At 62.6% G+C, this 19,002-nt stretch carries 19 protein-coding genes and 2 tRNA genes; 13 read left to right on the plus strand and 8 right to left on the minus strand.

The genetic code is table 11. The annotated features are described in order from the left end of the window. Positions 1–80: 80 nt before the first annotated feature. Complete coding sequence (locus CLU92_RS03335; protein ID WP_010397237.1) at positions 81–551, minus strand: YhbY family RNA-binding protein; 471 nt, start codon at positions 549–551, stop codon at positions 81–83. A 42-nt stretch (positions 552–593) separates the two neighbouring features. On the opposite strand from CLU92_RS03335, the gene CLU92_RS03340 reads away from it, so the two are divergent. From CLU92_RS03340 to CLU92_RS03365, 6 genes are all read left to right on the plus strand, one after another. Next, complete coding sequence (locus CLU92_RS03340) at positions 594–1,277, plus strand: RlmE family RNA methyltransferase (protein ID WP_101480721.1); 684 nt, start codon at positions 594–596, stop codon at positions 1,275–1,277. A gap of 203 nt (positions 1,278–1,480) precedes the next feature. Further along, the gene (gene ftsH / locus CLU92_RS03345; protein ID WP_071077941.1) at positions 1,481–3,364 is read left to right on the plus strand and encodes an ATP-dependent zinc metalloprotease FtsH; all 1,884 of its coding nucleotides are present in this window, start codon (positions 1,481–1,483) and stop codon (positions 3,362–3,364) included. Positions 3,365–3,469: 105 nt separating this feature from the next. After that, positions 3,470–4,303, plus strand: coding sequence for a dihydropteroate synthase (gene folP / locus CLU92_RS03350; RefSeq protein WP_101480722.1), 834 nt, complete (start codon positions 3,470–3,472; stop codon positions 4,301–4,303). Between the two features lie 39 nt (positions 4,304–4,342). Further along, complete coding sequence (gene glmM, locus CLU92_RS03355) at positions 4,343–5,680, plus strand: phosphoglucosamine mutase (protein WP_101480723.1); 1,338 nt, start codon at positions 4,343–4,345, stop codon at positions 5,678–5,680. A gap of 82 nt (positions 5,681–5,762) precedes the next feature. Then, positions 5,763–5,839: transfer RNA gene (locus CLU92_RS03360), tRNA-Pro, on the plus strand. A 94-nt stretch (positions 5,840–5,933) separates the two neighbouring features. Continuing rightward, a tRNA-Arg gene (locus CLU92_RS03365) sits at positions 5,934–6,008 on the plus strand. Positions 6,009–6,078: 70 nt separating this feature from the next. Here CLU92_RS03365 and CLU92_RS03370 read toward each other — a convergent pair. Continuing rightward, the gene (locus CLU92_RS03370) at positions 6,079–6,258 is read right to left on the minus strand and encodes a hypothetical protein (RefSeq protein WP_101480724.1); all 180 of its coding nucleotides are present in this window, start codon (positions 6,256–6,258) and stop codon (positions 6,079–6,081) included. Positions 6,259–6,367: 109 nt separating this feature from the next. After that, the gene (locus tag CLU92_RS03375) at positions 6,368–6,946 is read right to left on the minus strand and encodes a GbsR/MarR family transcriptional regulator (RefSeq protein ID WP_243858160.1); all 579 of its coding nucleotides are present in this window, start codon (positions 6,944–6,946) and stop codon (positions 6,368–6,370) included. 117 nt (positions 6,947–7,063) lie between these two features. On the opposite strand from CLU92_RS03375, the gene cydD reads away from it, so the two are divergent. The 5 genes from cydD (at position 7,064) to cydX (ending at position 13,458) form a co-directional block, all read left to right on the plus strand. Continuing rightward, entirely contained in the window at positions 7,064–8,764 is a 1,701-nt protein-coding gene (gene cydD, locus CLU92_RS03380) for a thiol reductant ABC exporter subunit CydD (protein WP_101480726.1), read from the plus strand. Then, positions 8,761–10,443, plus strand: coding sequence for an amino acid ABC transporter ATP-binding/permease protein (locus CLU92_RS03385; protein WP_101480727.1), 1,683 nt, complete (start codon positions 8,761–8,763; stop codon positions 10,441–10,443). Before cydD ends, CLU92_RS03385 begins: the two co-directional genes overlap by 4 nt. A 120-nt stretch (positions 10,444–10,563) precedes the next feature. Continuing rightward, positions 10,564–12,141 carry a cytochrome ubiquinol oxidase subunit I gene (locus CLU92_RS03390; protein WP_101480728.1) on the plus strand — a complete coding sequence of 526 codons (1,578 nt, stop codon included), beginning with the start codon at positions 10,564–10,566 and terminating at the stop codon, positions 12,139–12,141. 13 nt (positions 12,142–12,154) lie between these two features. Further along, positions 12,155–13,309 (plus strand): cytochrome d ubiquinol oxidase subunit II, encoded by a 1,155-nt coding sequence (cydB, locus tag CLU92_RS03395; protein ID WP_101480729.1) that lies wholly within the window; start codon positions 12,155–12,157, stop codon positions 13,307–13,309. A 23-nt stretch (positions 13,310–13,332) separates the two neighbouring features. After that, positions 13,333–13,458, plus strand: a complete 126-nt coding sequence (gene cydX / locus CLU92_RS03400) for a cytochrome bd-I oxidase subunit CydX (RefSeq protein ID WP_076570210.1) — start codon at positions 13,333–13,335, stop codon at positions 13,456–13,458. A gap of 63 nt (positions 13,459–13,521) precedes the next feature. Here cydX and CLU92_RS03405 read toward each other — a convergent pair whose 3' ends face one another. Together CLU92_RS03405 and CLU92_RS03410 are read right to left on the minus strand one after the other, a co-directional pair. Next, positions 13,522–13,734 (minus strand): hypothetical protein, encoded by a 213-nt coding sequence (locus CLU92_RS03405; RefSeq protein ID WP_101480730.1) that lies wholly within the window; start codon positions 13,732–13,734, stop codon positions 13,522–13,524. 122 nt (positions 13,735–13,856) lie between these two features. Continuing rightward, positions 13,857–14,087, minus strand: coding sequence for a hypothetical protein (locus CLU92_RS03410; RefSeq protein ID WP_101480731.1), 231 nt, complete (start codon positions 14,085–14,087; stop codon positions 13,857–13,859). Between the two features lie 114 nt (positions 14,088–14,201). Here CLU92_RS03410 and CLU92_RS03415 point away from each other — a divergent pair, with 114 nt between their 5' ends. Next, positions 14,202–14,921, plus strand: a complete 720-nt coding sequence (locus CLU92_RS03415) for a hypothetical protein (protein WP_101480732.1) — start codon at positions 14,202–14,204, stop codon at positions 14,919–14,921. 2 nt (positions 14,922–14,923) lie between these two features. Here CLU92_RS03415 and CLU92_RS03420 read toward each other — a convergent pair whose 3' ends face one another. Beyond that, positions 14,924–15,298 carry a DUF1294 domain-containing protein gene (locus CLU92_RS03420; RefSeq protein ID WP_101480733.1) on the minus strand — a complete coding sequence of 125 codons (375 nt, stop codon included), beginning with the start codon at positions 15,296–15,298 and terminating at the stop codon, positions 14,924–14,926. 59 nt (positions 15,299–15,357) lie between these two features. Then, positions 15,358–15,924 (minus strand): methylated-DNA--[protein]-cysteine S-methyltransferase, encoded by a 567-nt coding sequence (locus tag CLU92_RS03425; RefSeq protein ID WP_101480734.1) that lies wholly within the window; start codon positions 15,922–15,924, stop codon positions 15,358–15,360. A 95-nt stretch (positions 15,925–16,019) separates the two neighbouring features. Here CLU92_RS03425 and CLU92_RS03430 point away from each other — a divergent pair, with 95 nt between their 5' ends. Then, positions 16,020–16,769 carry a nucleotidyltransferase domain-containing protein gene (locus CLU92_RS03430; protein ID WP_101480735.1) on the plus strand — a complete coding sequence of 250 codons (750 nt, stop codon included), beginning with the start codon at positions 16,020–16,022 and terminating at the stop codon, positions 16,767–16,769. Here the strand turns inward: CLU92_RS03430 and CLU92_RS03435 are convergent. Then, positions 16,766–19,000, minus strand: a complete 2,235-nt coding sequence (locus tag CLU92_RS03435) for a TonB-dependent siderophore receptor (protein ID WP_101480736.1) — start codon at positions 18,998–19,000, stop codon at positions 16,766–16,768. The genes CLU92_RS03430 and CLU92_RS03435 overlap by 4 nt on opposite strands. Positions 19,001–19,002: the final 2 nt, after the last annotated feature.

Here is a 19,002-nt window from a genome sequence, read left to right on the forward strand (position 1 = left end):
AAAAAAGCGGAGCAGGGGATATCCCGTGCTCCGCTTCTTGTTTCAAGCCCGGCAGCCTTGCGGTTGCCGGGTGAACAGGCTTACTTGCTGCCCAGTGCGCTTTTCTTGGCGCTTTTCTGACGTGGCTTGGCACGCTTGATGGAACCGCCTTCAGTAACGCGCTCATTGCCCTTGATCATGACTTTCGTCACGCTGGGGCGCTTGGTGCCGCTGGCGCTGGCCTTGACGATGGTCACTTCGCGCATGCCTTTGCCGGCGCTGACCTTCTCCTTAACCACTTCTTTTTTCGGACGGTAGATTACCAGCAGTTTGCCAATATGTTGTACCGGGGCGGCGCCGAGATTGCCGCAAATCGTATCGTACATTCCGACGCGGGCTTCGCGGTCGTCGCCGAACACGCGGACTTTAATCAGACCGTGCGAATCCAGGCCAAGGTCGATCTCTTTGAGGACAGCAGGTGTCAAGCCCGCTTCGCCAATGATGACGATAGGCTTCAGCGCGTGTGCTTCGGCGCGCAGTGCGCTGCGCTCTACGGGTGTAAGTTTTAGCATAATAATATTTAGTAATTCCCTTAAAAGCAGTATTCTACGCGAATGGCAAAGAAGAAATTAAACAAAAACTGGTTGCACGACCACATAAATGATCCTTATGTGAAGTTGGCGCAAAAAGAGGGCTACCGTGCCCGGGCAGCATACAAGCTCAAAGAAATCGATGAAGACGAAAAACTGATCAAACCTGGCCAGGTGATTGTCGACCTTGGTTGTACTCCAGGCAGCTGGGCCCAGTACACGCGGCGCAAGCTGGCTGGCAAGGACGGCGGCGGGGTCAATGGTACCCTGATTGGCCTGGACATGCTGGAAATGGAGCCGATCGCCGACTTCCACTTCATTCAGGGCGACTTCCGCGAGGCGCGCGTGCTGCGCCAACTGGAAGTGGTGTTGCAAGGGCGCAAGGTTGACGTGGTCCTGTCGGACATGGCGCCGAACCTGTCGGGCATCGCCACGGCGGACGCTGCGCGCATGGAACACCTGATCGACCTGGCTATCGAATTTTCGCAATTGCATTTGAAACCATCGGGCGTCTTGCTGGTGAAATGCTTCAAAGACATGGGTTTCAGCCAGATCGTGGAAAAATTCCGCGCTGAATTCAAGGTCGTGGTGCAGAAAAAGCCCAAGGCTAGCCGCGATAAATCGTCGGAAATCTTCCTGATGGGCCGTGGAATCAAGAATCCCCTGAAAAATGCCGTGCAAGAAGATGATTCCGCCCTTGATATTTAAGAGGGAATCCGCACATGGGAACGAGAAGTGCAGTAGCGTCTGATGGCATAAAAGCCTAAATTGTTTATACTGCATTTTTTTTGCGTGAACGCGGTTTTTTCGCGCGCACGGATCGGCGGGCTTTGGCACGGCCCGCTTATTGCGAGTAAAATCGTGTTTCTAGCTATTGGTAAAGAGATGCGCACTGCATCCAAGGAGTCTTCGTGAATAACATGTTTTCCAAATCTGCCATCTGGGTAGTCGTATTGCTGCTGTTGTTCATGCTGTTCAAGCAATTCGACAGTCATGGCGCCACAGGCGGCAGCAAGGCCATCGCTTATTCCGATTTGCTGGATGAAGTCAAAGCCAAGCGCGTCAAGGATGTCGTGATCGAAGGTTCGTCGATCACCGCCAAGCTGATGGACGACACCAAGGTGCGTACCACCGCAACCAGCCTCGACAAGGGCCTGATCGGCGACCTGCGCGACAATGGCGTGCATTTCGATGTGCGCCCGCCTGAGGAAGCGTCGTTCCTGCAAACTATTTTTGTATCCTGGTTCCCCATGCTGCTGTTGATCGGCGTCTGGGTCTTCTTCATGCGTCAGATGCAAGGCGGCGGCAAGGGCGGGGCATTCTCGTTCGGCAAGTCGAAGGCGCGCATGATGGATGAAGCCAGCAACACCGTTACCTTCGCCGATGTCGCCGGTTGCGATGAAGCGAAAGAAGAAGTCAATGAAGTGGTCGACTTCCTCAAGGATCCGAGCAAATTCCAGAAACTGGGCGGCCGCATTCCCCGCGGCGTGCTGATGGTCGGTCCTCCGGGCACGGGTAAAACCCTGCTGGCACGCGCCATCGCAGGCGAAGCCAAGGTACCGTTCTTCTCGATTTCCGGTTCCGACTTCGTGGAAATGTTCGTCGGCGTGGGTGCTAGCCGTGTCCGCGACATGTTCGAAAACGCGAAAAAGCATTCGCCATGCATCATCTTCATCGATGAGATCGACGCTGTCGGTCGTCACCGCGGTGCCGGCATGGGCGGCGGCAATGACGAGCGCGAACAGACCTTGAACCAGTTGCTGGTCGAGATGGACGGTTTTGAAGCGAACTCCGGCGTGATCGTCGTGGCCGCCACCAACCGCGCCGACGTGCTCGACAAAGCTTTGCTGCGTCCGGGTCGTTTCGACCGCCAGGTCTCGGTCGGCTTGCCCGATATCCGCGGTCGCGAGCAGATCTTGAACGTGCACATGCGTAAAGTGCCTATCAGTACTGACGTGAAAGCCGATATCCTGGCCCGCGGCACCCCCGGTTTCTCGGGCGCCGACCTGGCCAACCTGGTCAACGAGGCAGCCCTGTTTGCCGCCCGTCGCAGCAAGCGCCTGGTGGAAATGGCTGACTTCGAAGATGCAAAAGACAAGATCTACATGGGTCCTGAGCGTAAATCGATGATCATCCGCGAGGAAGAGCGTCGCAATACGGCTTACCATGAGTCCGGTCATGCGGTGGTCGCCAAGCTGCTGCCGAAGGCTGATCCCGTGCATAAAGTGACGATCATGCCGCGCGGCTGGGCCCTGGGCCTGACCTGGCAATTGCCGGAACACGACAACTTGTCCGCCTACAAGGACAAGATGCTGGAAGAAATTTCCATCCTGTTCGGTGGCCGTATCGCCGAAGAGATTTTCGTGGGACAAATGTCCACCGGGGCATCGAACGACTTCTCACGCGCCACCAAGCTGGCCCGTTCCATGGTGACCCGCTTCGGCATGTCCGACAGCATGGGTGTGATGGTCTACGAAGACAGCGAAAACGAAGGTTTCTTCGGTGGCGCCACCAAGACGATCTCGGAAGCGACCCAGCAAAAGGTCGATGCTGAAATCCGTAACATTCTCGACAAGCAATATGCTTTGGCGCGTACCTTGCTGGAAAGCAATCGCGACAAGGTCGAAATGATGACCAAGGCCTTGCTGGAATGGGAAACCATTGATGCAGAGCAAATCAATGACATCATGGCCGGCCTGGAGCCGCGTCCACCGAAAGTCATTCCACCACGCCGCAATGCGGGCGGTGATAGCGGCACAGGCGGCATTTCGCCTAACGTGACGGCGCCAGCCTGATAGCGACCACTGCTTGATCGGTGGCGTGAAATAAAAGGGTAAGGAGCAATCCTTGCCCTTTTTCGTTGCCGCAGCAGTTTTTTCCCGACGACTACAAAGATTCACATGCGACACTATTTGCAATTCGGCCGTTTCGGCTTCAACCTGCAGGGTACGCAGGCGCTGGTGATGGGTATCCTGAATATCACGCCCGATTCCTTTTCCGATGCCGGCCAGTACCAACACCTGGAATTTGCCCTCTCGCGCGCGGAGCAGATGATAGTCGACGGCGTCGACATCATCGATATTGGCGGCGAATCGAGCCGTCCCGGCGCGCTGCCGCTGCCGCTGCAGGACGAGCTGCAGCGCGTCATGCCGGTGCTGTACGCCTTGCGCGACTGCGGCAAGCCCCTGTCCGTCGACACATATAAACCCGAAGTGATGCGCGAAGCCATTCTGGCGGGTGCCGACATGATCAACGACATCAACGGTTTCCGCGCGCCGGGCGCCATAGCGGCCGTGCAGGATAGCGATTGCGCGCTGTGCATCATGCACATGCAAAACGTGCCAGTAACCATGCAAGCCCAGCCCCAATATGAGGATGTGGTGCGTGAAGTCATCGACTTCCTGCGCGAGCGCATAGTGACGATGACGGCCGCCGGCATAGACCGCGAGCGCCTGTGCGTTGATCCCGGCTTTGGCTTCGGCAAGACGGTGGAGCAGAACTATGCCTTGCTGCGCGCCACGCGCCAGTTGCGAAGCGAGCTGGACCTGCCCGTGCTGGCCGGCCTGTCGCGCAAATCGATGATAGGCGCCGTGACGGGGCGTCCCGTCGAGCAGCGCCTGGCGGGCAGCGTTGCCGGTGCGCTTGCTGCGGTAGCGCAAGGTGCGGAAATTATCCGCGTGCATGATGTCGCTGAAACCGTCGATGCGCTGAAGGTCTGGCGCATGGTGCACTGAAGCTGTAAGATTCATTATAAACAACAAAAAGAGAAATATATGACGCGTAAATATTTTGGCACCGATGGTATTCGCGGCCTGGTGGGCACGGCCCCGATCACCCCCGATTTCGTCATGCGCCTCGGTTATGCGGCCGGCATGGTGCTGGCCAAGTCGCAGGGCGGCAAGGCGCGCCCGACTGTGCTGATCGGCAAGGACACGCGCATTTCCGGCTACATGCTGGAAGCGGCGCTGGAAGCTGGCCTGTCGGCGGCCGGCGTGGACGTGATGCTGGCCGGCCCCATGCCGACGCCGGCGATCGCCTACCTGACGCGGGCGCTGCGCCTGTCTGCCGGGGTGGTCATTTCCGCGTCGCACAATCCGTATCACGACAACGGTATCAAGTTCTTTTCCGGCCAGGGCACCAAGCTGCCCGACAGCGTGGAACTGGAAATCGAAGCGGCGCTCGACGAGCCCATGGCCTGCGTGCCATCCGACAAGCTGGGCCGCGCCAAGCGCCTGGACGATGCCCAGGGCCGCTACATCGAATTTTGCAAGAGCACCTTCCCGAACGAACTGGACTTGCGCGGCCTGAAGATCGTCGTCGATTGCGCGCATGGCGCCGCCTACCATATCGCGCCGCACGTGTTCCATGAGCTGGGCGCGGAAGTCATCGCCATCGGCAACAAGCCCGATGGCTTCAACATCAATGCGGGCTTTGGCGCCACGGCAACCAAGGCCATGGCCGAAGCCGTCGTCGAGCACGGTGCCGATCTCGGCATCGCCCTCGATGGCGACGCCGACCGGCTGATCATGTGCGACGCCACGGGGCGGCTGTATAACGGTGACGAGTTGTTGTATATCATGGTCAAGGACCGCCTGGCGACGGGCCCCGTGGCCGGCGCCGTAGGAACGTTGATGACCAACATGGCGCTGGAAGTGCTGTTCAAGCAGCAGGGCATCGGCTTTGCGCGCGCCAAGGTGGGCGACCGCTATGTGCTGGAAGTCATGAAGGAAAAGGGCTGGATACTGGGCGGCGAGGGCTCCGGCCATTTGCTGTGCCTGGACCGCCACACGACGGGAGACGGTATCGTCTCCGCGCTGCAAGTCTTGTCCGCGCTCAAACGCAGCGGCCAGAGCCTGCAGCAATGCCTGGCCGAACTGGTGCTGTTTCCGCAAACCCTGATCAACCTGCGCGTGGCGCCCGGTTTCGACTGGCAACAAAATGCCGCCATGGTGGCCGAGAAAGCATTGGTCGAGGCCGAACTGGGCGACACAGGCCGCGTGCTGATCCGCGCTTCGGGCACCGAACCGCTGATCCGCGTGATGGTCGAGGCGAAAGATAAAGTGCAGGCCGAGAGCATGGCGCGCCGCATTGCCGATAAAGTCACCGCGTGATAGGCAGGAACCGATAGTTATTTCCATCTAATTCGTCTATGGCAATTGACGAAATTGGGTGGGGGCGTTATTATCTTGTCTTCGGAGTGTGGCGCAGCCCGGTAGCGCACCTGGTTTGGGACCAGGGGGTCCAAGGTTCGAATCCTTGTACTCCGACCAAAGTCATAAGCGGGCTGTCAGAAATGACAGCCCGTTTTCTATTCCGCGCAGGCATTTCATTGCTAGCGCGCATGGATTAAAATACTGCACCTCTCCGCCCATCGTTCAACGGATAGGACAACGGTCTTCTAAACCGTGAATGGGGGTTCGATTCCCTCTGGGCGGACCAGTTTCATACTGGCCACGGCTTGCGCCATGCGGCCGCATCCTTCTCTCTTCCTGTCTATACGCTCGCGGCCTTATGGCTGCGCAAACAGCACCACGCTCAGCAAATACAGCAGCGGCACCGCGCACAGCAGCGCAGACAATACGGACAGTATTTTCTTGCTCGCCAGGCGTGCCAGGCGCAGCCTTTCACGCGCAGGCAAATGCTGGCGGATCAGGTCGCGCGCGCGTGGCTGGAATGGGGATTCATGCATGGAAGCTCCTTCGCAAGGGTGGCGGTGGTGCCAGCCAGCATAGCGAGAGAGGCATAAAGACGGTGTAAAGAGTCGGGCGCCGCGTGTATGCGGCGTGTAAACGCTGCGCTTATTTCTCGCTGTCGTCGGGACTCTTGCCAAACAGGCGGTCCTTGGCATTGAGCAGCTTTTGCACCTTGGCGCCCATTTTCATCAGTTGCGCCATCGATTCGGGCGACAGGCGCTGCAAGTCGTCGAACCAGGTGTTGGCCAGGTCGACCAGTTCATACATTTCGCGCATGCGCTCTTGCGCATACTGGTCCACGGGTTCCGTGGCCGGCGCCAGCAGCGATTCGCGCAGCACTGTCAAGGTGGGTGCCACTTCGCGACGGCGGCGTTCGGCGGCCACCACGCGGAAGATTTGCCACACATCGCCCAGCGAGGAAAAATATTCGCGCCGGTCGCCGGGGATGCGCGACTGGCGGATCAAGCCCCAGCCCTGCAATTCCTTCAAACCGATGCTGACGTTCGAGCGTGAAAAACTCAGGTGTTCCGCGATTTCGTCCGCGTGCAAAGGAAGCTCCGAGACAAACAACAAGGCGTACACTTGTCCCACCGTACGGTTAAAGCCCCAGCGGCTGCCCATCTCGCCGAAATGGCTGACAAAGGTCAGGATCAGCGGCGTCATGTGGATATTTTGAGTTTTCATAATTATCTGAATTTTTTCACGCCACACCCGCAGGGTCAATTGATTTATGTCATGTTTCGCAGTATTATACAAAAAATCGAATTTACAGAAAATTCTGAAAACTCAAAAAGTTTAGAGATGCCTGCCACGCCACCATCCTTGCCCCGCTTTATTCTTCCCCGTGCCGCCAGCCTGGCGCAAGGTGGTGCCGCCTTGCTGTGGCTGCCGCAAGCGGCCTTGCTGGCCTGGGCCGTGCAAGCCATGCTCGACGGTGCGCCCTGGCGCGCGGCCCTGCTGCCGACCGCTGGCGTGCTGCTGCTGGGCGTGCTGCGCGCCGGCTGTGAAGCGTGGGGCGCGCGGCGCATGTATGCTGCGGCGCGCGAGCACCTGTCCAGCCTGCGCGGGGAAGTGGCGCAGGCGCTGGCGCGCCGTTCGCCGCTGGACCGCCAGCGCGCGCAGTCGGGCCAGGCGGCCAGCGTCATCGCCGAGCAGGCCGAAGCCATCGTGCCGTATCTGGTGCGCTACAAGCCCGCGCGCTGGAAGGTGATGCTTGTGCCCCTCGTGATCCTCGCCGTGGTGACGCCGCTGTCATGGATCGCCGCCTTGATCCTGCTCATCGCCGCGCCCCTGATTCCCGTCTTCATGGCCCTGGTGGGCATGGGCGCGCAAGCGGCCAGCCGCGCGCAGATGGTGGAAATGGGCAGCATGAACGCCTTTTTGCTGGACCGCCTGCGCGGTCTGGCCACCTTGCGCGCGCTCGATGCCGTCGACGCCACGGCCGCAAGGCTGGATGTCTCGTCGCAATCCGTGCGCCGGCGCACGATGGTGGTGCTGCGCATCGCCTTCCTGTCGTCCGCCGTGCTGGAATTGTTTTCCGCGCTGGGCGTGGCCATGGTGGCGGCGTTCATCGGTTTCTCCTTGTTGGGCAGCATCAATTTCGGTACCTGGGGTCGGGAACTGAGCCTGGGGCAGGGCTTGTTCATCCTGCTGCTGGCGCCCGCATTCTTCGAGCCGCTGCGCGAACTGGCCGCCGTCTGGCACGACAAGGCGGCCGGCGAAGCGGGCCTGGCCGGCTTGCACGACCTGGCTGCCGATGGCGTGCCCTTGCCTGGCGCCGGGGTGGAAGCTGCTGCCGTTTCCGCCGCCGCCATGGCGGTGGCGCCACCTCCCGCCGTCGAGATCCATCAACTGCGCTTTGCCCATCCTGGCGAAGCGCCCGTGTTCGAGCAGTTCAAGCTGACTGTGCGCGCCGGCGAGCACGTGGCCCTGCTGGGTGCCAGCGGCGCCGGCAAGACCACCTTGCTATCCTTGCTGGCCGGCTTGCTGCCCGCCAGCGGCGGCGATATCCGCATCGGCGGCGTGCGCCTGACCGACAGTACCGTGAATACCTTGCGCCAGCGCATGGCCTGGATGGGCCAGCGTCCGCACGTGTTTGCCGCTTCCGTCAGCCAGAACGTGACCCTGGGCCGCGTTGGCGCAAATGCCGCGCACGTGACGCAGGCGCTGCACCTGGCCGATCTGGCCGCCGTGGCGCAGGCGCAGCCGGCCGTCATGCTCAGCGATGGCGGCCAGGGCTTGTCCGGCGGCGAGGCCGTGCGCCTGGCGCTGGCCCGCGTGGCCCTGCATCCGCACGCCGATTTGCTGCTGGTCGATGAACCGACGGCCCACCTGGACAGCGAAACGGCGGCACGCGTGACCGATGCCTTGCTGGAATTGGCCAAGGGCAAGACGATGATTGTCGCCACGCATGACCCCGTGCTGGCTGGCCGTTTGCAGCGCACGGTGCAGGTCGATGCGCAGGCGCAAGTGCAGGAGCATAAGGAAGAAGCGCGCGCATGAAAAATTCACTTATAGCGAACCCTGTCCTGCGGCAATTGCTGCTGGCCCAGCCGGGCAAACTGATCGGTGGCGCCATGCTGGCGGCCCTGACGGCGGTGGCCGGCATGGCCTTGCTGGGCCTGTCCGGCTGGTTCATTACGGCCACCTCTATCGCTGGCTTGCACGCTTCGACGGCCTTGCTGTTCGATGTGTTCGGTCCTTCGGCCGGCATCCGCCTGCTGGCCATCGGCCGCACGGGTTCGCGCTATGCGGAGCGCCTCGTCACGCATGACGCCACATTCGCCGCGCTGGCCAGCATCCGCGTGCAGCTGTTCCGTGGCTGGTCGCGCCCGGAAGCGGCCAGCCGCTTGCTGCGCCAGCCGGCCAAACTGCTGTTCCGCCTGACGGCCGATATCGATGCGCTCGAAGCGCTGTACCTGCGCCTGCTGGTGCCAGCCTTCACGGCACTGTGCGCGGCCTTGCTGGCGGGCGTGGCGCTGGGCGCGATGCAGTGGCAGCTGGGCCTGGGCCTGGCTGCGTGGCTGCTGGCCGCCGGCGGGGGCATCAGCTGGCTGGTCGCGCGCGCTGCCCGCCGTCCCGCCATCGTGCGCTCGCGCGCCATCGAAAAACTGCGTTCCGGCACCATCGACCTGGTGGCGGGCCAGACGGACCTCGTCATGGCGGGGCGCATCGACGCCCAGTGCGCCGCGCTGGGGCAGATTGATTGCTCGCTGGCGCAAGCCGATTTCGCCCTGCAGCGCCTGGAGACGGCGGCTGGCGCCGCTTACGGCGTGGCCGGCAGCGTGACCCTGGCCGGCGTGCTGCTGGCCGTGGCCGCGCTGGTGCAGCAGCAGGCGCTGAACGTGCCGCTGGCAGCCCTGGCCCTGCTGATCGCCCTGACGGCCGTGGAGCCGTTTGCGGGACTGCGCCGTGGCGCCCTGGAAGCGGGCCGCATGCTGCTGGCCATGCGCCGCCTGGCGCCGCGGCTCGATGCTCAAGAGATCGCCGCTCTGCCGGCTGACAGCGCGCCGGGCTTGCGCCTGGAACATGTCAGCGCCGCGCATGCGGGCAGCAATGTCGCCATTTTGCATGACGTATCGCTGCACATCGCGGATGGCGAAAGAGTGGCCTTGATCGGTCCCAGCGGCGTGGGCAAGTCCACCTTGCTGGCCATCGCCGCCCGCGAACTGGCGCCGTTGTCGGGCAAGGTGAGCGCGCCGCGCGCCTGCCTGTTTACCCAGAAAACGGAACTGTTCCAGGACAGCCTGCGCGATAACCTGCGCCTGGCCGACCCGTCCGCCAGCGATGCGCAGCTGTGGGCTGCGCTGCAATCGGCCGGCCTGGACGAAGAAGTGCGGGCTTTCGCGGGCGGCCTCGATACCTTGCTGGGCGAAGGCGGCCTGGGCTTGTCTGGCGGGCAGGCGCGGCGATTGGCACTGGCGCGATTGTTCCTGCACGAATCGACCTTGTGGCTGCTGGACGAAGCCACCGAGGCGCTCAATGCGCAGGTGGCAATCGATGTCCTGCAGCGCCTGCGCGCGCGCAGCGACGGACGTACCTTGTTGATCGCCACCCACTTGCGGCGCGAAGCGGCGCTGGCGGACCGGCTGGTCAGCCTGCGCGATGGCCGCATCGTGGCTGACGCGCACCGTGGCACGCAAGCCTTCGAGGCGGCGTTGGCCGGCTTGCGCGGCGATTGAAGAAGAATAGGGGAGCCACAGGCGGCGCTGACTGACAATTTTACAACACCGGCGCCAAGCGGACTGCAGCAGATAGATGCCAAGTTTACAATCACAGTAGGGACACACCAAGGAAATCATATGGACTTCGATATTGTCGCTTTATCCAGACTGCAGTTTGCGCTGACAGCTCTGTACCACTTTATATTCGTTCCGCTGACGATAGGCCTGTCAGTGATCCTCGCCATCATGGAGACGGTGTATGTGATGACGAACCGCCCCATCTGGCGCGACATGACCAAGTTCTGGGGTGTCTTGTTCGGCATCAACTTCGCCATGGGCGTGGCGACGGGCATCGTCATGGAGTTCCAGTTCGGCATGAACTGGAGCTATTACAGCCATTATGTGGGCGACATTTTCGGCGCGCCGCTGGCCATCGAGGGCTTGATGGCCTTCTTCCTGGAAGCGACCTTCGTCGGCCTGTTCTTCTTCGGCTGGGACAAGCTGTCGAAGCGCGGCCACCTGGTCACGACCTGGCTGGTGGCCATCGGCTCGAACTTCTCCGCCCTGTGGATACTGATCGCCAACGGCTGGATGCAAAATCCCGTCGGCGCGGCCTTCAATCCACAGACCATGCGCATGGAAGTGACGGACTTCGGCGCCGTGCTGACAAATCCTGTAGCACAGGCGAAATTCGTGCACACCGTGTCGGCTGGCTATACGGCTGCGGCGATTTTCGTGCTGGGTATTTCCGCCTGGTATTTGCTGAAAGGCCGCCACGTGCAGCTGGCCAAGCGCTCGATGACGGTGGCTGCCTCGTTCGGCCTGGCCGCCGCGCTGTCGGTGGTGGTGCTCGGCGATGAAAGCGGCTACCTGTCGTCAGAACATCAAAAGATGAAGCTGGCCGCCATCGAAGCCATGTGGACCACGGAGCCGGCGCCTGCCGCCTTCACGGCCTTCGGCTTCCCTGACGCGAAAGCGCGCGAGACGCATTACGCCGTGCATATCCCGATGGTGATGGGCCTGATCGGCACGCGTTCGCTGACGACGGAAATCCCCGGCATCGAGCAATTGGTCGATCGCGGCGAGCTGCTGATCCAGGATGGCATCAAGGCGTATGACGCGCTGCAAACCATCCGCAGCGTGGCGCCAGGCAGCCCCGTACCGCAAGAGGCGAAGGACATGTTCGAGTCGAAAGGCCAGTCCATGGGTTATGCCCTGTTGCTGAAACGCTATGTCGATGATCCGCGCCAGGCCACGCCCGAGCAGATCCGCAAGGCCGCGCTCGACACCGTGCCGCCCGTGGCGCCATTGTTCTGGTCCTTCCGCGTGATGGTTGGCCTGGGCATGTTCTTTATCTTGCTCACTGGCACGTTCTTCATCCTGTCGACGCGCCGCACCCTGGACAAGCACCGCTGGCTGCTGAAGCTGGCCGTGTTCGCCATTCCGCTGCCGTGGGTGGCGATTGAAGCGGGCTGGATCGTGGCCGAAGTGGGCCGCCAGCCGTGGGTGATCGAAGGCGTGCTGCCAACGGCCGTGGCTGTCTCTAACCTGGGCGCTTCGACCCTCTTGATCACGATTGCCGGCTTTGCCGCCATCTACACCGTGCTCTTGGTTATTGAAATGAAGCTCATGCTCAAGGCCATCCGCAAGGGGCCGGAAGAGAAGGCGCCGGCCCCCGTGCCAGCGGCCGCAGCCATTCATACTCAACGCGCCTAAGGAGGGCCAGACCATGATTTTGCATGAAATGATTTCTTACGAAACCCTGCGCCTGATCTGGTGGCTGCTGATCGGCATCTTGCTGGTGGGCTTTGCCATCACGGACGGCTTCGACCTGGGCACGGGCATCTTGCTGCCCTTCGCCGGCAAGACGGACCTGGAACGCCGGGTCATCATCAACAGTATCGGCCCCGTATGGGAAGGCAACCAGGTGTGGCTGATCCTCGGCGGCGGCGCCATCTTTGCCGCCTGGCCGCAGTTGTACGCCGTCTCGTTCTCGGGTTTTTACCTGGCCATGTTCGTCATCCTCGTGGCGCTGATCGTGCGTCCCGTGGCCTTCAAATTCCGCAGCAAGCGCGAAGACCCGCGTTGGCGTGCCCGCTGGGACGCGGCCCTGTTCGTGGGCGGCTTCGTACCGGCCCTGATCTGCGGCGTGGCGATAGGCAATGTGCTGCAGGGCGTGCCGTTCCGTTTCTCGTCAGACATGCACATCTTCTATGACGGCAGCTTCTTTGCGCTGCTCAACCCGTTCGCCTTGCTGTGCGGCCTCGTTTCGGTGGCCATGCTGGTGATGCACGGCGCCACCTGGCTGCAAGTGAAAACGGACGGTGCCGTGGCTGACCGTTCGCGCCGCTACGGCAGCGTGGCGGCGATTGCGACCGTCGCGCTGTATGCACTGGCCGGCGTGGCCCTGTGGCTGTGGGTCGATGGCTACCGCGTCACCAGCGCCGTCGTCGTCGATGGCCCGTCGAACCCCATGCTGAAAACGGCGGAAGTGCACGTGGGCGCCTGGTTCCTCAACTTTGCCGCCCATCCGTGGACCTGGATCGCCCCTGCGGTGGGCCTGCTGGGCCCCTTGCTGGCCTTCGCCTTCCTGCGCGCGCGCCGCGAAGTGCCTGCCTTGCTGGCCAGCGCGGCCAGCATCGCCGGCATCATCCTCAGCGTAGGCGCGGCCATGTTCCCGTTCATCCTGCCATCGTCGATCGATCCGCGCGCCAGCCTGACGGTGTGGGATTCATCGTCCAGCCACATGACCCTGTTCATCATGCTGGTCGTTACGGCCGTCTTCATTCCCCTCATCGTGGCTTACACGACCTGGGTATATAGAGTGCTGTGGGGTAAGGTTGACGGCAAAGCCATCGAAGACGAAACCGGTCACGCTTACTAAGAATTAACGAAAAGGAAATAATTATGTGGTATTTCGCCTGGATACTGGGTCTTCCGCTGGCGGCGACGTTCGCCGTGCTCAATGCGATGTGGTATGAAGTCGCCGATGGCGACACGACGCCCGAGCAGTACCGCGACACGCCCAAATAGGCGCGTGTCGGCTTGACTGGCCCCGCCTGGCGCAAGCGTGCCCGGCGGGGCTTTTGCTTTCTATTAAAGCAAAATGAATTCGCCGCGGATGCGCAGCTTCATGCCGCGCGGGGCGTCGGCGCCCGCCGCCACGGCCCAGGCCGTGATCCATTGCGCGCAGCGTTGCCGCTCCGCCGCATCGTGCAAGCGCTGCAAGCGCGCATCGGCCTGGTCGATGCGCTGGGCCAGGTACAGGCGCTGGTCCATGGGATCCGTCTTTTTGCTGTAATGCTGCATGGCAATTCCTTTCCGCGTGGTAACTTCGTTTGCTCATGGCATAGCCATGTACGCGGGGGCGGGGCGTCTGGATTCAGTTCAGGTAAAAAAGCCACCGCAAGGGTGGCTGGTCGGGTGTGCTCTCAGGCTGGCGCCTTGCTGGCCGGTTTGGGGGTGGCAATGGCGATCGGGTCGCTGGCCGGAAAGCTTTCTTTCAGTGCTTCATCGAGCGCTTGTTCGGCATGGCTTTCGCTGGCCGGCGTGGGCGAATCGCGTTCTGGTGGCGGGGTGGGCGTGGTGGCGGCGTTGGTGCTCGAATGCATGGTAATCCCCTTGCGGTGGTGCGCCTCGCGGCCGGGATGACCATGGCGCATGCTGATGTTTCCAGCCTAGCACATCGCGCAAAAAGAGCGCGCCCGCTGCGCCTGCGGAAGGGAAGGATGACGGCGTCTGCTACACTGCGCTCCACATTTATCGACGGAACTGCCATGACTTCGAACTCCCTGCCGTACCGCGCCACCGCCTTTGACGCCTGTGCCTGGCTGGCGCAACAGACGGGCACCCCGTGGACCCTGGCGCGCCTGCTGGAGCAGGGCGGCTTGCCATACGTCTGGCTCGATTACAGCGACGAGTGGGCCGAACTCTTCCATGACGGCGTGACGCGCTACGCGGCGCCCGTCGTGTTCATCGGCGACAAGGAGCACCTGGCCTCGGGTGCAGACGATGTGTGGCTGCGCTTTACGCGCGACTCCGGCAATATCGCCATCGAACTGAAGGCACCGGGCTTGCGCGTGCCGGTAGATGGCTTGCATTTCCAGGAACGCGATCTGCTGCGTTTGCTCAAGGACTTGCAGCATCCGCAGCCGGCAGAGGCCGAGATTGACAAGGCGCCGGTGGTCTTGCCCAGCGCCTTGAAGGGCCTGGGACGCGAACAGATTTTGATTGCCTTTGCCGGCGTGGGCAAGGTCAACCTGGACCTGGGGCTAGCCAGTGGCGTAGGCATCTTTGGCGACGATGGCGCGCGCGTGCGCAAGAATTCGCGGGGCGGCAAGAACAGCCACCTGTGGCATCCGGTGACGTTGGCATTCGGCTTGCACGATGTGCATCGGGTGCCGATGGCGCACCTGAAGAAGGCATTTGCCACGCAGCCCTTGCTGCGTGAATGGAAGGCGGACTGGCTGGAATCGCTGCGCCTGCTGGGCGAGTGAGCTTACAGCTCGATGGGCGCCACCTCGGTGCCGATGTCGGGCGCCGCGTAATGCATGCTGAAATACACGAAAGCGCCGATATTGAGGGCGACCGTGATCCAGAACAGGATGCGGAACGAGCGCTTGCTGGACTTGTGGCGCAGCCATTGCTGGGCCAGCACGGCCCCCGGCCAGCCGCACAGCAGTCCCAGCAGTAGCAAGGTGCGTTCCGAGGTGCGCCAGCGGCCCTGTTTGGCAGCCGACTTGTCGATCGCATAGGCAACGAAGCAGCTCAGGCTCAGCACGCCATACACGAGGGCGACCAGGGCGGGAATGTGGAAAAAGAACGTGGCCAGTAAATACAGAGCGACAAAGAACAGGATGACAAAGTAGGGCATAGGATGTGCAGACTTGAGCGGAGGGCGTGAGTATCCCACACGGGGAGCGATATTGCCGCCTAAAACAAACAGCCTTGTGCCGTATCCACATGCACGGCGCGGCGCCTGGCGTGGCCCGTCTTCAGCGCTTCGCGCTCGCTGGACAAGGAAATGCCTTCCAGTGCCAACAGGGTTGCCTTGGCATGCAGGCCGCCCGCAAAACCCGTCAGTTCGCCCGTGGCGCCGATGACGCGGTGGCAGGGGGCGATGATGGAAATGGGGTTCTTGCCGTTGGCGGCGCCCACGGCGCGCACGGCGGCGGGGCGGCCGATCTGGCGCGCGATCTCGCCATAGCTGCGGGTTTGGCCATAAGGTATCGTCAGCAGCGCGCGCCAGACTTCTTGCTGGAATGGCGTACCGGAAAAATCGAGCGGCACATCAAAGCATTGCAGCGTGCCGGCAAAATAGGCGCGCAGCTGGCGTGCCGTTTCCTGCAGCACGGTGCAACCGTCATCGACGCGCATCTGGCCCAGGCGCACGCGGTTCGGCGTGTCGTTTTCCCACAGGATGGCGGCCAGCGCCGCCCCGCGCGCCACCAGGGTCAGCTCGCCCACGGGCGAGGGCACCACGAGGCAGTCGTATTCCATGTTTCTTCCTTGGATCAGATGGCGCCAGTGTAGCAGGATGGCGGCAGCGTGCATATCGCGTGTAGCATAGTGTTTTTCGGCATGGAGAACTGGCTTTGACGACGATCCCCACTTATGACGCCATCCGCGCGATTGCCTTGCGGCTGGTGCAGGAACACTACCCCACGGCCGTGGCGGCCATCATCGGCGGCTCGTTCGCCACGGGCCGGCAGACGCCCACTTCCGATATCGACTTGCTGCTGCTGTTCGAGCACGTCGATTGCGCCTGGCGCGACACCCTTGTCGCCGAGGGACGCACGGTGGAACTGTTCGGGCATGACCAGGGCACGTTCACGTACTTTTGCCAGGAAATGGATGCACCGGGCGGCACGGCGCCGCTGGCGATGATGGTGGTGGAAGGGGAAAATATCCTCACTGGCAGCGATGCCTACGCCCGGCTTCACGCGCTGGCGCAAGGCATCGTCGTGGCCGGGCCGCCCGTGCTCGAGGTGGACAATGTGCAGCGGCGCCGCTACGCCATCACCACCGGGCTGGAAGACCTGGTCGACAGTCGGCACCCGGGCGAGGCGCTGGCCGTGGCTTGCCAGCTGTATCAAGCGCTGGCCGACCTGCACCTGCGCGCGGCCGGCGAATGGAGCGGCGGCGGCAAGCACCTGTTCCGCCGCCTGCAGGCATTCGACGCCGATGTCGCCACCCAGCTCGATGGTGCCCTGCGCCTGGTTGCCAGCGACTTGCCTGCCGGCCAGCGCGCCTTCGAGCAGCTGAGCGCCGTCGTGCTGGCGCCCGTGGGCGGACCCTTGCTGGAAGGATTTACCTTGCCCGCACCCGCCCACTGGCGTGCTTAGAATGCCGTTCGCACGGACAGGCTGATGTTGCGCGGCTCGCCCCAGAACACGCCATCGAAGAAGCCCACGTTGCGGTAGTACTTTTTATCGAGCAAGTTATTCACGTTCAGCTGCACGCTGGCGTGGCCGTTGAGCGCGTAGCTGGCCATGGCGTTGACCAGCGCATAGCCCGCTTGCGGGATGTTGGTGATGGTTCCTGATGGCGGGCGGCCGTACCACGATTCGCTGTAGGTGGCGCTTTGCGCCGTCATGCTGGCGCCTGCTTTCAGGCCAGCCAGGCGGCCGTCGAAGCGGAAGCTGGTGGCCAGGCGCAGCAAATGGCGCGGTTGCGTGGTGGCGGCGCGGCGGCCATCGGCTTCGGCCGCGTGCAGATAGGTGTAGCCGCCGCTCGCTTCCCAGGCGGGCGTGATCTGGCCGGAGACGTCGAATTCCACGCCCTTGGCCGTGATGCCGGCGCCATTGGCCACCATGGCCTGGCCACCGTCGGGCAGCAAAAATCCTGGCGGCACGCTGCGGTCGAGTTCCGCCAGATTCTTTTTCTTCGTGTGAAACACGGCGGCCGACGCGTTCAGCTTGCCTTCATAGAATTCGCCCTTGATGCCCAGTTCCGCATTGTCGCCCGTTTCCGGCGCCAGGAACTGGTTGTTGCGGTCCTTGCTCGATTGCGGGTTGAACAGCTGCGTGAAGCTGGCGTAGGCCGAATATTGCTTGTTGATATCGAACACGGCGCCCACATACGGCGTGACTTCATTGCGCGTTTCCGTAAAGTCGCCGCTGCCCGTGTACACGCCTTGCGTATTGTAGTTGCGCGTATCCGTGCGGTAAGTGCTGCTGCGCGCGCCGATGATCACGTGCAGCGGGTCGGCCAGGCTCAAACGCGTGGCCACATAGCCGCCCGCCAGGCGCGTCACGGTTTCCGTGTGCGCGCCGTCCGGGTGGAAGACGGGGCGGGGGATGTTGCCCGTCCAGCTGCGGTAATCGGGGATAAAGGCCGGGTAATTGATTTCCGCCTCGCCGCCCAGCGAGCGGGCGCGCTGGTTGCCGCCGTTCCAGCCGGCGATGGCCGTATGCTTGCGTCCCAGCAAGGTGAACGGTCCGCTGGCGTAGACGTCGAAATTGTCGCTGGTATTCTTGCCCGCGCCCCAGGCGCCCGTCCACAGGCGCATGCCTGCACCGGTGGCCGGGTCGGGGTAACCCGCGCCCGCGTAGGCGACGGTGGTGCGGTTCGTGCTTTCCGTGCGCGCATAACCGAGGTGCATATTCCAGTTGCCGGGCAGGCGCTGGTCCAGCGACGTGAACAGCGTATGCTGCTTGTTGGCCCAGGTGCTCCATGGCGTCGTGAAACTGGTGTTGCGCGGCAAGTTGGCCAGGCTGCCATCCGCATTCCAGTAGGGCACGGCACCCCAGGTGGCGCCTGTCGGCTTGTTGTCCTGGAAGTCGACGCCGGCCGTCAGCAGGGTGCCGGGACGCAAGTCCGCCTCGACGATGAGCATGCCGACTGTCTTGCGCTCGTGATACATATCCAGGTAGGAATCGCGTTTTTGCCAGGCCAGGGCCGTGCGTGCGCGCACGCTGCCTTCGGCGTTCAGCGGCGTGGACAGGTCGGCCTCGAAGCGCTGGTCATCCCAGCGTCCCATGATGAGTCCGGCGCTGGCCTGGAATTCCTTCGTCGGCCGCTTGCGTATCATGTTGATGGTGGCCGACGGATCGCCCGTGCCGCCCATTAGGCCGGTGGCGCCGCGCACGACTTCGATGCGGTCATACAGGATGGTGTCTTGCAGCGGCGCATTGCCGCCGCGCGCCATGCCGTCGATCTGGAGACTGTTGATGCCGAAGCCGCGCGCATAAAACGTCGTGCGCTCCGTGTCGTTCTGGCCTACCTGAATGCCCGTCGTCTGCGCCAGTGCCTGGTCCAGGCGCACAGCGCCCAGGTCGTCGAGCAACTGGCGTGTGATGATGCTGACCGATTGCGGCGTTTCGCGCAGGGACAGGTCCATGCGCGTGGCGCTGCGCGTTTCTCCTGCCGTGTACGATTGCGTGCCTTCCGTAGTCGCCGTCGACTGGCCCAGGACGGTGACGGCCGGCATGGTCACATCGGTCGCAGCGGCGTCGGTGGCCTGTGCCGGCAGGGCCACGCCGGCGGCAAGACTGAGCAGGCTGATGTGTAATAAACGGGGCAGGGGGCGCAAGGCGGGCTGGCGCGAAGAAGAGAGTACGGTAGTCGATTGCATTA

The sequence above is a fragment of the Janthinobacterium sp. 61 genome (genome assembly GCF_002846335.1).
GTDB lineage: Bacteria > Pseudomonadota > Gammaproteobacteria > Burkholderiales > Burkholderiaceae_D > Janthinobacterium.